The following is a 14,013-nucleotide window of genomic DNA, read 5'->3' on the forward strand; positions in this document are numbered from 1 at the left end:
GATGACAGGAAACAGGTGTCACATGTAAAGAGATCTTAAGGTGTGAAGGGATAAGGTATATGTCGGAAAATATGGAAAAAGACTATAAGCAGATAGAACGTCAGACAGCAGCGGATTATGAATACAGTACACTGATGCAGCTATTGGAGGTGAGTGTGAGCAAGCATCTGCTGGATGAACATTTTACGCTCATCTGGGCAAATGATTTTTATTACCAGATGATCGGATGGCCAAAGGAAGAATATGAGAAGGTATTCCACAACAGGCCGGATCTGTATTATGAAACAGACCGGGAAGAGTGGGACCGGATCACAGGAGTAGTCATGGAGACTTTAAGACGGGGAGAAAAGGGATATAAACTGGCAACCAGGATGAGGAGAAAGAGCGGGGAGCATATCTGGGTACAGTTCTCTGTCCGGTTCGCGGATGAGTATGTGGACGGATATCAGGTGGGATACACAGTGATAACCAATATTGATGACATGATCCAGATGCAGAAGGAGCAGTCCGTCACATACGATAACCTTCCCGGTTTTGTGGCGAAATACAGGATCGATCAGGAACTCAACATGATCCTTCTGGAATCTAATTCCCGCTTCGCAGAATATTTCGGCAGTGAAGCGGAACGCGGGGAAAACAGTGTATATCAGAGGAATATAAGGGACAATAAGGAAGCTATCTGGGGGCAGAGAGAAAACATTCTGGCCGGAAAGCCTCTGCATTTTACCATGTATGTAAAAAACAGGGAGGGGCAGAAGCTCTGGCTGCAGGTAAATGCTGCCTGTGTGGGCTGGCAGAAGGGCTGTCCTGTCTATCTGGTCATCTTTATAGATGTGACGGACATTACGGAGCTGAGGGAAATGCAGAAAAAACTGACGGAACAGACCGTGGCCCTTCAAAACGCTTTAGAGGAGGCTGAGAAGGCAAATATGGCAAAGTCTGACTTCCTTTCAAGAATGAGCCACGATATCCGTACGCCTATGAATGCCATTCTTGGCATGACAACCATCGCCGGATCCCATATCCATGACCCGGAGCGGATTCGGGACTGCCTTGGGAAGATCACAGTCTCCTCTAAGCTGCTGTTAAGCCTCATCAACGAAGTGCTCGATATGTCCAAAATCGAGAGCGGACGCATTGTGCTTGCGGAGGAGGAAGTCAATCTGGCTGAGCTGGTGCACGGTGTGGTGACTATGGTGCAGCCGCAGATCCACAGCAAAGACCTTATCTTCAAAACATATGTCAATAACCTTACCCATGAGATCGTGGTCAGTGATATGCAGCGTCTGCAGCAGCTCGTTCTGAATCTTCTGTCCAATGCGGTCAAATACACGCCGCCCCGTGGCAGCGTATATATGGAGATCAGAGAAACGCTTTCGGATAAGAAGAATATGGCTTTCTATGAATTTGTGGTGTCAGACACGGGAATTGGGATGAAGCCTGAATTTTTATATCGAATCTTCGAGCCCTTTGAGCGGGCGGATGATGAAAAAATCCAGTCCATCCAGGGGACCGGTCTGGGGCTGTCCATCTGTAAGAGCATCGCGGAACTCATGGGCGGTACCATCCATGTGGAAAGTACATATGGGAAAGGCAGCAGATTTGCAGTATCTGTCTGTCTGCAGATCCAGGAAGAGCAGACGGATGAGCGTGTGCTGGAAGGACTGTCCGTGCTGATCGTGGACGATGATGAGTTTATCTGCAGAAATACCTGCGAGCGTCTGGCTGAGTTCGGGCTGAAGACAGACTGGGCTTTAAAGGGCAGGGAGGCGCTTGAGAAGATAGAACAGGCAGGGAAGTCAGGAGAAGACTACTTTGCCGTGATCATAGATTACAAAATGCCTGACATGGACGGCATAGAGACTACCCGGAAAATCCGCAGGCAGGCCGGCCGGCAGCTTCCGATCATCATGATCTCTGCCTACGACCTGTCAGAACAGATGGATGAGGCGAAAGAGGCGGGGGCCAATGGCTTCATCACAAAACCCCTGTTCTGTTCCAGGCTGATCTACAAGCTCAAGCAGTTTGCGGACGGGAACTGTCAGGAGGCGGATTCCGGGCCGGTGATCCGCGGTTCCTATAAAGGGAAAAATGTGCTTCTTGCGGAGGATAATGAACTGAACCGGGAGATCGTAGCAGAGATCCTCACAGACGCAGGCGCTTTCGTGGATACCGCAGAAAACGGAAGAGCTGCTGTTGAGAAGGTGCGTCAGTCAGAGGAAGGCTTCTATGACCTGATCTTCATGGATATGCAGATGCCGGTCATGGATGGATGTACGGCGGCTGTGAAGATTCGTGGGCTTCCGCGGCAGGATGTGGGGGCAATGCCGATCATCGCCATGACTGCCAATGCCTTTGCCGATGACCGTCAGAAAACCAGGGAAGCCGGAATGAACGGGCATCTGGCAAAGCCCCTGGATATGGAACAACTGCAGTTGGTACTGGAAAAATGGCTTTCCTGAAAAAAGCGCTTTCCATTATGAAAGAACAAAGATATAATGGAACGTAGATACAGAAAACGGCCAAGGGGATATCTATATGAAGAAAAATGTACTGCTGCGGACTAATTTTCTTGTTTGTATTGTTATTGTCATAGGTTTTGTGGTGACATCAGCTATCAGCTACAAATCCAATCAGGGAATTTTCCGAAAGGATATTGAAAGTGTATCGAGACTGACATCTGAAGGTATCTACCATCAGATAGACACCATTTTTACAAAGCCTATCAATATTTCACTGACCATGGCTAATGACAGCCTGCTGAAGGATTTTCTGGAAGGGGAAGAAGAGCATTTGGGAGACCGGGATTTCATTGACACCATGCGGGATTATCTGAACACTTACAGGGATAAGTATGGATATGACTCTGTGTTCCTGGCTTCCGTGAAAACAAAAAATTACTATTATTATAACGGGCTGGACCGGGTCCTCCAGGAAGGAGATCCGGAAAATGTATGGTTCTACAGTTTCCTGGAACAGGACACCGATTATGGGATACAGATCGATAATGACCAGGTAGAGGGAGCCGGTAATGAGGTTACGGTCTTCATCAACTGCCGCATCACAGACGGGGACGGAGACGTAATGGGAGTGGTAGGCGTGGGCTTCCGCGTGGATTCGCTCCAGGCTCTGCTTCAGGGGTATGAGAATGATTTTGGTGTCAATGCCTATCTGGTGGATGAGGAGGGGAATGTTGAGATTTCCGGTACTTATACCAGGTTTCAGGGGGACAGCAATCTGTTCGAGGGATGTGCCTTTGCCAAGCTTAAGGACACCATTCTGGGCAGCCGTGAAGGAACCCAGAATCTGTGGTATTCATCAAAGAAAAGCAGCGGGTATGTTGTCAGCCGTTTTATTGAAAATCTGGGCTGGTACCTGATCATAGACCATGATACAACGAAGCTTAATGAGAGACTGTCGCTGCAGCTTTTAAGGGAAATGACGATCGTGGTAATAACCATCTTACTTGTCCTTATAACGATCACCTCCGTTATACGCAGGTATAATAAGAAAATCATAGAGCTGACTGTGAAGGCGGAGAAGGTGCACCAGGCAGTGTTTAAGGAGGCTACGGAACAGCTTTACGAGAATATCTATGAGTTTGACATTACCCATAACCAGGCAGCCAGTGAAGCTACCTCCGCATATTTTGAAAGTCTGGGGGCACCGCCGGACATACCCTTTGATAAGGCCCTGGGCATCATTGCCCAAAAGCAGATCAAGGAGGAATACCGGGAGGGATATATCCGTACCTTCCATCCGGACAACGTGCTGGAAGCCTTTGAGAACGGAAGAGACAATCTGCAGTATGACTTCATGATCACCACAGACGGAGAGACGTATTACTGGATGCGCATCACTGCCCACATTTTCCGCTGGCAGGAAGATAACTCTGTGCGGATGCTGGTGTACCGCCAGAATATTGATGAGCAGAAGCGGCATGAGCTGTACATGATGGAACAGATGCAGAAGGATTCCCTGACGGGCCTGTACAACAAAGTGGCTACGCAGGAGCATGTGCGCAGGATGCTGGAACAGGGGCCGGATCAATTGTTTGCCTTTTTTATCCTGGATATTGACTATTTCAAAGAGGTCAATGACCGACTGGGGCATGCGGCGGGAGATAAAGTGCTTGTGGAATTTTCCGGGACTCTTGCAGGACAGTTCGGGAAGGATGCTGTCGTGGGCCGCATCGGAGGAGATGAATTTATTGCGTTTTTGTCCGTCACCGGTGCAGAGATGGCAAAAGAGCATGCCGGGGAACTGATACGGGCACTCAGAAACAGGACAGAGGGAGGTGTCAGCATCACTGCCAGCATCGGCGTGGTCCTGGCAGTGGGTAAGGAAACGGATTTTGAGACACTTTACAAGAAAGCGGACTTTGCGTTATATAAGGCAAAAAGACAGGGCAGAAACAGATATGTGATAGCAGCGGCAGACGATGAGAACAAGTAAAAGGAACAGACAGGGTATGGAAACAAAAAAGAATATATTGATCGTGGAAGATGATCTGAAACTGAATAACGGCATTCGCCTGGCGCTGAAAGGACAGGAGTACCATTGCCTGCAGTGTGATTCTGTCCAGGCGGGAAGAACTGCAGTTGATAAAGAGAAGATAGATTTGATCCTGCTGGATATTAACCTGCCTGACGGTAACGGGCTGGATTGGCTGGTGGAGATTCGGCAAAAAAGCCAGGTGCCGGTCATCCTGATCTCAGCAAATAATATGGAGATGGATATTGTCACAGGCCTGAAGCTGGGCGCCAATGACTATATCACAAAACCATTCAGCCTGATGGTGCTCCGCGCAAGGATAGAAGTACAGTTGAGGGAGACAGAGACGGAAAACCCGGAGACCTATCAGACAGAGCATTATGCCTTTGACTTCCGAAAGATGGATTTCCGTGTGGACGGCACCTCTGTGGAGCTGAGCCGAACGGAACAGAGGCTTTTAAGAAAACTGGTGGAAAATCCCGGTGTGGTACTGTCCAGGGAGACACTGACAGATGAAATATGGTCCGGTGATTCAGAGTATGTGGAGGAACACGCCCTCACGGTGGTGATCAAACGGCTGCGGGGAAAACTGCGGGAAGCAGAGCATGAAAACGCTTATATCAGGACAGTCTATGGTATCGGCTATGTGTGGGAGCGGCAGGAAAAGGGTAAAAGAGCATGAATACAACTATGAGCACAGGAATCTGTGTGTGCATCATCCTCTGTCTTCTGGCAGCGCTTGCTCTCGTCCTTGCAGCGTGCAGGGCACGGGAGAAAAAACTGCTGAAACGTCTGCAGGAAATGTTGGAGGATGCGGCAGCAGGAACCTTTTCGGAGGGAAAGCTGGAGGATACGAAAATGTCAGAGCTGGAGAGCGCCATGTGGCGTTTTCTAAATGACAGCTGGTTATCCTCCGTTTCTCTTGCCGCGCAGAAGGAGCGGATACAGTCCCTGATCTCTGACATATCCCATCAGACCGTCACACCTATTGCAAATATAAAAATTTATGGGGAGCTGTTAAAAGAACAGCAGGAAAAGTGGAAAGCCGGAGACCTCTCTGTTCATGAAGATTTTGCAGAGGAGATTGACGCTGTCATAGAGCAGGTGGACAAGCTGGATTTCCTGATCGAGTCCCTGGTGAAATTATCGCGCCTGGAAAACGGTATCCTGGAACTGGAACCACGAAAATGCTGTATCCGGGAGGTTTTGTCTGCCGCAGACAGACAGTTTTCCAAAAAGGCACGGCAAAAAGGAGTCACCCTTACGATTGAGGATTCCACGGAAGAGGCAGTGTTTGACCTGAAGTGGACCATAGAGGCTGTGGGAAATATCATAGACAATGCGGTAAAGTATACGCCAAAGGGCGGCAGTGTATCGGTGCGCGTCCTCCAATATCCCATGTTTCTTCGGCTGGATGTGGCGGATACGGGAATCGGGATCGCGGAGCAGGAACAGGCATCCGTCTTTACACGTTTTTACCGTTCCAGAGCAGTGTCCGGACAGCCGGGCGTGGGGATTGGGCTTTATTTTGCCAGAGAAGTGATCAAAAGAGAAAAGGGATATATCAAAGTTTCCTCAGAACCCGGCAAAGGTTCTACATTTTCTGTATTTTTGCACAGGGGATAATGTGTCAGAACTGATATATTTCTGACACCGGCTGGAAATATTCTTATGGTATAGTCTGTATTGTAATGATACAGGCTATTTTTCGTTGTACGGGAAAACTATCGGAGGGAGAACAATATGGTGATTTTACAGGCAAAAAATTTAAGAAAAGTATACGGCAGCGGGGAGTCGGAGGTGGCAGCACTGGACGGTGTGAACCTGTCAGTTGAAAAAGGAGAATTTCTGGCTATCGTCGGGACCTCCGGCAGCGGAAAATCCACACTTCTGAATCTGCTGGGCGGTCTGGATGTGCCCACAAGCGGAAGCGTGGTCATGGACGGAAAACAACTGGAGCTGCTCAGTGACGATGAGCTGACCATTTTCCGCAGAAGAAAGATAGGATTTGTCTTCCAGCAGTTTAATCTGATCCCCATGCTGAATGTGTGGGAGAATATCATTCTGCCCCTGAAGCTGGATAACAAGAGAGTGGATAAAAAGTATATCCGGGATATCATTGATATTCTGGGGCTGGAGAAAAAGTGTGACAGCCTGCCGGGACAGCTCTCCGGCGGGCAGCAGCAGCGGGTCTCCATTGCAAGAGCCATGGCGATCAAGCCCTCCGTGATCCTGGCAGATGAACCCACCGGAAACCTTGACTCCAGGACCAGCCAGGACGTGCTTGGCATCCTGAAGGTGACAAGCGAACAGTACCGCCAGACCATGGTTATGATCACTCACAATGCAGAGATCGCGCAGATGGCTGACCGTATTGTCCGCATTGAGGACGGAAAAATCGTGATGTGATGGGAGGGATACCAATGGAAATAAGAGAAGAGACGGACAGCAGAATGTGTCTGCGGCACCGGTTTATGAAGAGTTATAAGAAGAACACGCTGGCATTATTCTTCTGTTTTGTACTGAGCATAATACTTATCACATCCCTTCTGATCCTGGTCCATACGAATCATAAGATGGAAAATATACAGGGGAAAATGCTTTTTACAGATGCAGACTGCAGTATATCTGAGATTGACAGCAGTCAGGTGGAAATGCTGGCGTCCGACCCGGAGCTGGAGTGGTATGCGCTGAGACAGCTGCAGTATCAGGAATATCAGAAGGATTCCCCGGATAATCATCTGGACAGAGGGGATGACCGGTACATCACACTGACAGCAGTTGTGGAAAAAGGGCGTCTGCCGGAGGCGGAAAATGAGATTGTAGCAGAGCGGTGGGCGCTGTTAAATATGGGAATCGAGCCTGTATGCGGGGAAAAAATAGAGATATATGATGAGAAGGCCGGCAGCACGGAAGTATGTGACCTGGTGGGGATATTGTCCGATGTGCCGAGTAATAAAAAATACGGGGTGAAAATGCTCTACGCGCCCATAAAGTCTGATGGAGAAGACAATTATTCCGTATTTGTCCGCTTCAAGGATGGGATAAATTATGAGAAAAAGGTGGAGGCTGTCTGCCGGGAACTGGGTATCGAGAAAAAGCAGGTAAAGAAATGTCCGGGGAGGGAAGATTTGCCGGGATTATGGCTGACGGATCTGAAGTTTATCAGTGTTCTGCTGGTGATCACCATGATCATTTTTTACGGTATCTTTCAGATTACCATGATGTCCAGGAGAAACCCCTACGGCATACTCAGGGCCATAGGGATGCAGTCCGGGCAGCTAAGAAGGCTTATTTTATCAGAATTGTATGAGATATTCCTCTTCAGTATTCCGGTGGGAGGCATTCTGGGAGCCGTCATAGCGCTGCTCATTTCCCAATTGTCAGGAGACAGCAGCCAGGAAATTTATCTGAATAATGAAAAGGTATCCTTTGCTCCGGTGATCCCTTTTCTGCAGATCGGAATCTGTCTGGCCGCCATAGCGCTGCTCATCGGTATTGTGGGGTATTTTACAGGAAAGAAGATTGTGCGGGAACCGGTGCCGGATCTGATCGCCAATTATGGCAACAAGGAGAAGGACAGTGTCTTTTCCATGAGGCATTTTCATTGGAAAAAGGACGGGGACAGACACGGAAGGACCTATACGCTGTATTCTCTTGGAAATAAATATATATTGAAAGAGAAGAAGACCTCCGTATTTGTAGTGCTGACTATATGTGCCGGCGTGACATTGTTTACAGGCCTGGCCTACCAGAAGAATATAGCCCAGCACTACCGGGAAGATACCGCGGAAATGTATTATTTAAACGGGCAGTATGAGATGGGAACACTCAGCATAGGAAGTGCATATGATGGGGTTTCCAGGGAGACTGCCGGGGAGATTGCGTCCCTGGATGGAATACGCAGTGTAAAAACACAGTCAGGGATTCCGGTCCGGGTGGTTGATGATAAAGAGGTGAAACGGAACGACACATATTATGATGAGATGAACGAGGCGGTTCTTGAAAATCGGCATTATCCCCTAGCCGGAAATGACGGTACGGACCAGATCTATAAATCAGTCCTGTATGGGTATAATAAAAACGCGCTGGCAGAGCTTAAGAAGTATGTCATAGACGGAGAATTTGACGAGAACGGGCTGAAAGACAATGAGGTCATCCTTTCCGTTCTGCATATGGATGACACAAAAAAGAAAAATAAGTACCCCGGCAATTATAAGGAGGGGACTCCGCTTATGCAGTACCGGGCAGGGGATGAGATCCGGATAAAATATCGTCAGGATTTTGATACGAATCATATGGCCTATGAACAGCTGACAGATACGGATGGCAGTTATAGCTATAAGACGTATAAGGTGGCAGCAATCGTTTCTTTTGCGTACATGTATGACTGTAATATCACGGTGTATCCGCTTTTGATCACCAGTGATGACCAGGTGGAAAAACTCTGTCCGGACAGTCATATACAGCGCATGTACATGGACGGGGAAGAGAATCTGACAGAGGATGACCGGGAACAACTGGAGAGACGGCTGATCCGGCTTGGCAGCCGGTTTCAGGGAATCTCCACCCGGAGTATGATGTCAGATATCCGTAAAAACGAGATGCTTTTCAGAAAACAGATGGTATATGTGGTGGGCATTGCGGTGATCTCTTTTATCCTGGTACTGATCAATGTGACCAACAACCTAAGCTACCGGATGAAAATCAGAACCCAGGAAATCTGTATGCTCCGCGCCATAGGCATGAGTGTGAAAATGATCCGCCGTATGATGATATTCGAAAATATCATGCTTGGGGTTTTCGGTGTGGCTCTGGCGTATCTGGCTTCTGTTCCGGTACTGAGATACCTCTATGGACAGTCGGATATGAGGGCTTTCGGGCACGGGTACCACTTTGATTATACGGCATTCTTTGGTATTTCCTTCATGGCAGTTCTGCTTTGTATTCTGCTGGCCGGCCGTTTATCAAAGGATTGGAAGACGAAAAAAATCATGGAACAGATGAACAAGGTGGAATAGAAGGAGTCAGGAATGGTTATCTGCAGAATGGGAATGATAACATAGAATATTATTCTCTGGAGGTAGATTATGAATAAAATCAGTACAAACAGCCTTATGTCATTTGAACGGTATCTGACAAAAGAAGAAAAAAGCCGGGCCACGGTTGAAAAGTATCTGCGGGATGTCCGTTCCTTTTTCAGATTTTCAAATACAGGCAGCATCAGCAAAGAACAGATGATTGCCTATAAAGAATATCTGACTGACAGGTATGCACCGGCCAGTGTAAATTCCATGCTGATCTCACTTCATAGTTTTCTGCGCTATATTGGACAGCAGGATTGTTGTGTGAAATTATTGAAAATACAGAGACAGATTTTTGCCAAGGAAGAAAAAGAACTGAGCTGTCAGGAATATCAGCGTCTTGTAAAAGCTGCTGGAAATACACGGCTGTCTTTTGTTCTGCGGACCATATGCGGTACCGGAATCCGTGTCAGTGAACTGGAGTATATTACAGTGGAGGCAGTTCGGGAGGGAAAAGCTGTAGTAAGCTGTAAAAATAAAACGCGTGTTATTTTTATCCCTGCCACAGTACAGAAGATACTGTCAAAGTATATTAAAAAATCCTGTCTCAAGACAGGCAGTGTATTTATTGGAAAAAATGGAAAACCTCTAAATCGCAAAAATATCTGGAGAGATATGAAAGGATTGTGTTCAAGGGCAGGTGTAGCCAGATGTAAGGTGTTTCCGCATAATCTCCGCCATCTATTTGCCCGGACTTTTTATCGGGTTGAAAAGGACATCGTGCGGCTGGCTGATCTGCTTGGACACAGCAGTATCAATACCACCCGGATCTACACGATAGAAAACGGCAGGCTCCACAGGGATTGCCTGGAACGCGTACAGATATGTCTCATGACATAATGTCAATTATGTCTCCGATAATAAAACACCTACATAGATTTTTACGGTATTTATTATAACACAGGTAAAATAACAGCTCAACAAAATACAACAAAAACCTGAATCATTCGTCTCAAAAATAAAAAAGAGCACAAAAATAAAGCCGCAGGGATCAAAAAAACACGGCGTTGTTTCTGTGTCCTTTTTTATAAAGTTCGTGGCTATAGGTTACGAAAAAAGTTTCTGATAGGAACCGCTTGATGACATAATTGACATTATGTATCCAGGTATAAAATGCCATAAATTTTTTGAAAACCGGACTGCAGATTGTGTACAGCCCGGGCAGTCAGGAGAATCATATGGCGTCTGGTAATTATAAGAAACAAACATGGGATGAGTGGTATGGATGCGCAAAGGCTTATTATGAAGAAAAGGGGAATCTGCTTGTGCCTGGCAGATATAAGACAATGGATGGCTACAGTCTGGGACGTTGGATTGAAAGGCAGCGTGCCCGCTATAACGGACTTCATGACAATATGATCCATACTGATGAGGTGATTGCTTTAGAGAAGATTGGCATGGTATGGAAACTGGAGAACAGACTTTCATGGGAGCAATGGATATATATGGCAGAGAATTATTACCTGCAATATGGAAATCTGGAAGTACATACTGCCTTTACTGTGGATGGGTATAGGCTGGGTTACTGGGTGAGAGAGCAGAGAAAAAAGCGCAAGGCCGGAAAGCTCACAAAAAAACAGGTACAGGACCTGGAACACTGCGGCATGGTCTGGAGCTGCTATAAAAGAAATGACTGGTTTTACTGGTATACACTGGCAGCGGAATATTACCGGGTACATGGCAGTCTATTGGTTCCATTAAAGTATACGACAGAAAACGGTGATAAACTTGGCAAATGGATATCTGTTCAGAGAGAACGGCGAGCCGGTGTGAAGGGAAGGAAATATTTGGATATAGGACAGATTCAGGCATTAGACAGGATCTCTATGGTTTGGAGACTATAGTTTCCGGGCATCTGCTTTGCGGCAGAATGCCCGGTTGCTTTTTCTTTATTCGGAGACTGACTGCAGGGAGGCAAGAATGCTCTCTTTCAGTTCCTCCAGTTTTTCCATGGAATCTCCCTTAAGAGCGGATTTGATGGTAACTGCAGGTTCCAGCAGCTTCATCTGTTTCATTTCTTCCAGCAGTGCTCTCATCTGTTTGGTGCTGGTCGGTGCCCAGGTACCGTTTTCTATCAGTCCGATGGTGCGGTTCTGCAGATTCAGTGCCTTCATATCATGGAGCAGATTCAGTGCTGCCGGATAGATGCCGCCGTTGTAAGTAGGCGACGCGATCACCAGATGGCTGCAGCGGAAGGCCTCCGCGATCAATGTGGAGACATGGGTGTTGGAGATGTCATAAACGGCAAGATTTCTGACACCTGCCTCCGCCAGTCCGGCGGCCAGGATATCGGCTGCATTTTCCGTATCTCCGTACATGGAAGCGTAGAATACGGCAACCGCCTTTTCCTCCGGCTGATAGCTGCTCCAGTGTGCGTATTTATCCAGAAGATATTCCAGGTTTTCTCTCCAGACAGGACCGTGGAGCGGGCAGATCATACGGATATCAAGACCTGACAGCTTCTTCAGCGCGGATGTGACCTGAACCCCGTATTTTCCCACAATATTACTGTAATACCTGCGCGCGTCAGGCAGCCAGTCTTTGTCAAAGTCCACCTCATCGCTGAACAGATGGCCGTTCAGGGCACCGAAGCTTCCGAAAGCGTCTGCGGAGAAAAGAATCTTCTCGCTCTCCTCGTAAGTTACCATGACTTCAGGCCAGTGAACCATGGGCGCAAAATAAAAACGAAGTGTGTGTGCGCCGAGAGAGATGGAATCGTTTTCCTTCACCGTTATGGTCTTTCCCTCCATATCCATATCGTAAAACTGCTTTGCAAATGCCAGAGTTTTTGCATTTCCCACAATTTTCAGGTCAGGGAAACGCAGCAGCAGCTCTTCAATGTTGGCGCAGTGGTCCGGCTCCATATGGTTGATCACCAGATAATCCAGAGGACGTCCGTCCAGGACATAATAAATATTTTCCAGGAACTGATGGGAGATGGAGGCATCCACAGTGTCAATCAAAGCCGTCTTTTCATCTGTGATCAGGTAGGAGTTGTAAGAAACACCCCGCGGTATGGGAAACAGATTTTCAAAAAGTGCCAGCCTGCGGTCATTGCCGCCAACCCAGCTTATTGTGTCGTTCAGTTTTCGCGTGCAGTGCATAAGTGATTGCTCCTTTCGTAGAGAAACAGCCCGCCGCCATAGGTGTGACGGCGGCAGATAAAATATGTATTTTTTTATATGTTAGAATTTTCTAACCTATAAAAGGATATAACATTTTTATGTAAAAATCAATAGAATCAGAGATTTGTGTATCAGATTTCCGATATCTGATTATTTAAATTGTATATTTCTAAGCTGATAGGATCCACACAGATGCAGGGAATCCCTGAAATAGCCTCCTTTTACCACAAAACAGATTTCCTCCACGATTTCCAGTGTTCGCTGCTCTGCAAGATGCAGCGGAAGTGTAACAGTCTGCCATGAATTGTTTATATTTTGAATAACATACGTAAAATGCATCCATTGTTTTTTGGATGGTTTGATTTCCAACTGTACTTTCTGAATATCCTGTTGTAAAGAACATATATCAAACTCAAAATACTGATAATCGCAGTAATTTGTCGGAGGGATGATAGCCGCAATACTGGCCCAGTCCGGGATTTCGGGACGGAGCCGTACCGGTTCAAAATTCAGATGAACAGCTAAGCTGTTTTCTGAGAAATCCAGGGTTTCCACAGTTTCCTCCCGGCCGCAGGAGGCGAAAATCTGAAAAGACGACAACTCTATACGGGACACCGTAGAAGATACAGCAGGTGACTGCAAAGTGCAGGCTGAGGATGAACCTACCCATATATCACCAAGCACCCGTATATTCTGCGGACCCAGAAACGCCAGTAAAAGTAGCCAGGCCAGGCAGCGAGACACATTTTTTTGGTAAATGGACTTCAGATAGTTTCTGAGTGAATCTGGAATTTCATAAGATTTATTTTCCAGGATATCAGACAGAAACTCAATACATATATCTGATTGAAATGTGTATTTTTTCAGAACCGATGCCACAGTGTTTTCAAAATCGAGGAACAGTTCATTATTATTTGATATTTTTATTAAAATATTTTTCAGAAAATGAACCAGGCCGGATTTTGTAGAACCGTCATATCCGTGACCATTCATAAGCTTACTGATATTTTGATTTTTATTATAATCGTCATTTAGGAACCGCATTTCTGAGGAATCTAAAAGATCATGTCCAAAAAATATGTTGATAAACTGCCAGTTCGTTTTTAAATCTTTCCATGTTTCCAGAGATGTAAGAACAGGCCTTTCCTGTTTTGATCCACATAGCCGTTCTTTTATCATCTTTAAAGTGATAAATTCCATGCTGCTCTCCTTTTTCTTTTATCATAACATAAAAACAGTAAAATGCATTTCAAAAATAGAAATAAAGCATTTTTAATGGGTGAATATCAGTTATTGACCAAAAGGATGAA

At 46.5% G+C, this 14,013-nt stretch carries 10 protein-coding genes; 8 read left to right on the forward strand and 2 right to left on the reverse strand.

Annotation, left to right across the window (positions count from 1 at the left end; translation table 11 throughout):
- Window positions 1-59 precede the first annotated feature (59 nt).
- From V8Q34_RS02755 to V8Q34_RS02790, 8 genes are all read left to right on the forward strand, one after another.
- Entirely contained in the window at window positions 60-2,462 is a 2,403-nt protein-coding gene (locus V8Q34_RS02755; RefSeq protein ID WP_148391496.1) for a response regulator, read from the forward strand.
- A 76-nt stretch (window positions 2,463-2,538) separates the two neighbouring features.
- Window positions 2,539-4,455: a sensor domain-containing diguanylate cyclase gene (locus V8Q34_RS02760; RefSeq protein ID WP_033140369.1), complete on the forward strand. Its 1,917-nt coding sequence runs from the start codon at window positions 2,539-2,541 to the stop codon at window positions 4,453-4,455.
- Between the two features lie 16 nt (window positions 4,456-4,471).
- The gene (locus V8Q34_RS02765; RefSeq protein ID WP_054351239.1) at window positions 4,472-5,176 is read left to right on the forward strand and encodes a response regulator transcription factor; all 705 of its coding nucleotides are present in this window, start codon (window positions 4,472-4,474) and stop codon (window positions 5,174-5,176) included.
- Window positions 5,173-6,120, forward strand: a complete 948-nt coding sequence (locus tag V8Q34_RS02770) for a sensor histidine kinase (RefSeq protein ID WP_335834749.1) — start codon at window positions 5,173-5,175, stop codon at window positions 6,118-6,120. The genes V8Q34_RS02765 and V8Q34_RS02770 overlap by 4 nt, the downstream gene beginning before the upstream one ends.
- A gap of 117 nt (window positions 6,121-6,237) precedes the next feature.
- Window positions 6,238-6,903, forward strand: coding sequence for an ABC transporter ATP-binding protein (locus V8Q34_RS02775; RefSeq protein ID WP_227210160.1), 666 nt, complete (start codon window positions 6,238-6,240; stop codon window positions 6,901-6,903).
- A gap of 14 nt (window positions 6,904-6,917) precedes the next feature.
- Window positions 6,918-9,515, forward strand: a complete 2,598-nt coding sequence (locus V8Q34_RS02780) for an ABC transporter permease (RefSeq protein ID WP_335834750.1) — start codon at window positions 6,918-6,920, stop codon at window positions 9,513-9,515.
- A 69-nt stretch (window positions 9,516-9,584) separates the two neighbouring features.
- The gene (locus V8Q34_RS02785) at window positions 9,585-10,418 is read left to right on the forward strand and encodes a tyrosine-type recombinase/integrase (RefSeq protein WP_033140365.1); all 834 of its coding nucleotides are present in this window, start codon (window positions 9,585-9,587) and stop codon (window positions 10,416-10,418) included.
- A 338-nt stretch (window positions 10,419-10,756) separates the two neighbouring features.
- The gene (locus V8Q34_RS02790; RefSeq protein ID WP_227210162.1) at window positions 10,757-11,422 is read left to right on the forward strand and encodes a helicase associated domain-containing protein; all 666 of its coding nucleotides are present in this window, start codon (window positions 10,757-10,759) and stop codon (window positions 11,420-11,422) included.
- Window positions 11,423-11,467: 45 nt separating this feature from the next.
- Here V8Q34_RS02790 and V8Q34_RS02795 read toward each other — a convergent pair whose 3' ends face one another.
- Window positions 11,468-12,682: an FprA family A-type flavoprotein gene (locus tag V8Q34_RS02795; protein ID WP_033140363.1), complete on the reverse strand. Its 1,215-nt coding sequence runs from the start codon at window positions 12,680-12,682 to the stop codon at window positions 11,468-11,470.
- Window positions 12,683-12,853: 171 nt separating this feature from the next.
- Window positions 12,854-13,903: a hypothetical protein gene (locus V8Q34_RS02800; RefSeq protein WP_335834751.1), complete on the reverse strand. Its 1,050-nt coding sequence runs from the start codon at window positions 13,901-13,903 to the stop codon at window positions 12,854-12,856.
- Window positions 13,904-14,013: the final 110 nt, after the last annotated feature.

It is taken from the genome of Blautia sp. JLR.GB0024, assembly GCF_037000545.1.
Lineage (GTDB): Bacteria > Bacillota > Clostridia > Lachnospirales > Lachnospiraceae > Blautia > Blautia celeris.

Bases quoted from the DNA above. Each gene is read 5' to 3' on its own strand.
- V8Q34_RS02755 (WP_148391496.1), top strand. From the start codon at position 60: ATGTCGGAAAATATGGAAAAAGACTATAAGCAGATAGAACGTCAGACA.
- V8Q34_RS02760 (WP_033140369.1), top strand. From the start codon at position 2,539: ATGAAGAAAAATGTACTGCTGCGGACTAATTTTCTTGTTTGTATTGTT.
- V8Q34_RS02765 (WP_054351239.1), top strand. From the start codon at position 4,472: ATGGAAACAAAAAAGAATATATTGATCGTGGAAGATGATCTGAAACTG.
- V8Q34_RS02770 (WP_335834749.1), top strand. From the start codon at position 5,173: ATGAATACAACTATGAGCACAGGAATCTGTGTGTGCATCATCCTCTGT.
- V8Q34_RS02775 (WP_227210160.1), top strand. From the start codon at position 6,238: ATGGTGATTTTACAGGCAAAAAATTTAAGAAAAGTATACGGCAGCGGG.
- V8Q34_RS02780 (WP_335834750.1), top strand. From the start codon at position 6,918: ATGGAAATAAGAGAAGAGACGGACAGCAGAATGTGTCTGCGGCACCGG.
- V8Q34_RS02785 (WP_033140365.1), top strand. From the start codon at position 9,585: ATGAATAAAATCAGTACAAACAGCCTTATGTCATTTGAACGGTATCTG.
- V8Q34_RS02790 (WP_227210162.1), top strand. From the start codon at position 10,757: ATGGCGTCTGGTAATTATAAGAAACAAACATGGGATGAGTGGTATGGA.
- V8Q34_RS02795 (WP_033140363.1), bottom strand. From the start codon at position 12,682: ATGCACTGCACGCGAAAACTGAACGACACAATAAGCTGGGTTGGCGGC.
- V8Q34_RS02800 (WP_335834751.1), bottom strand. From the start codon at position 13,903: ATGGAATTTATCACTTTAAAGATGATAAAAGAACGGCTATGTGGATCA.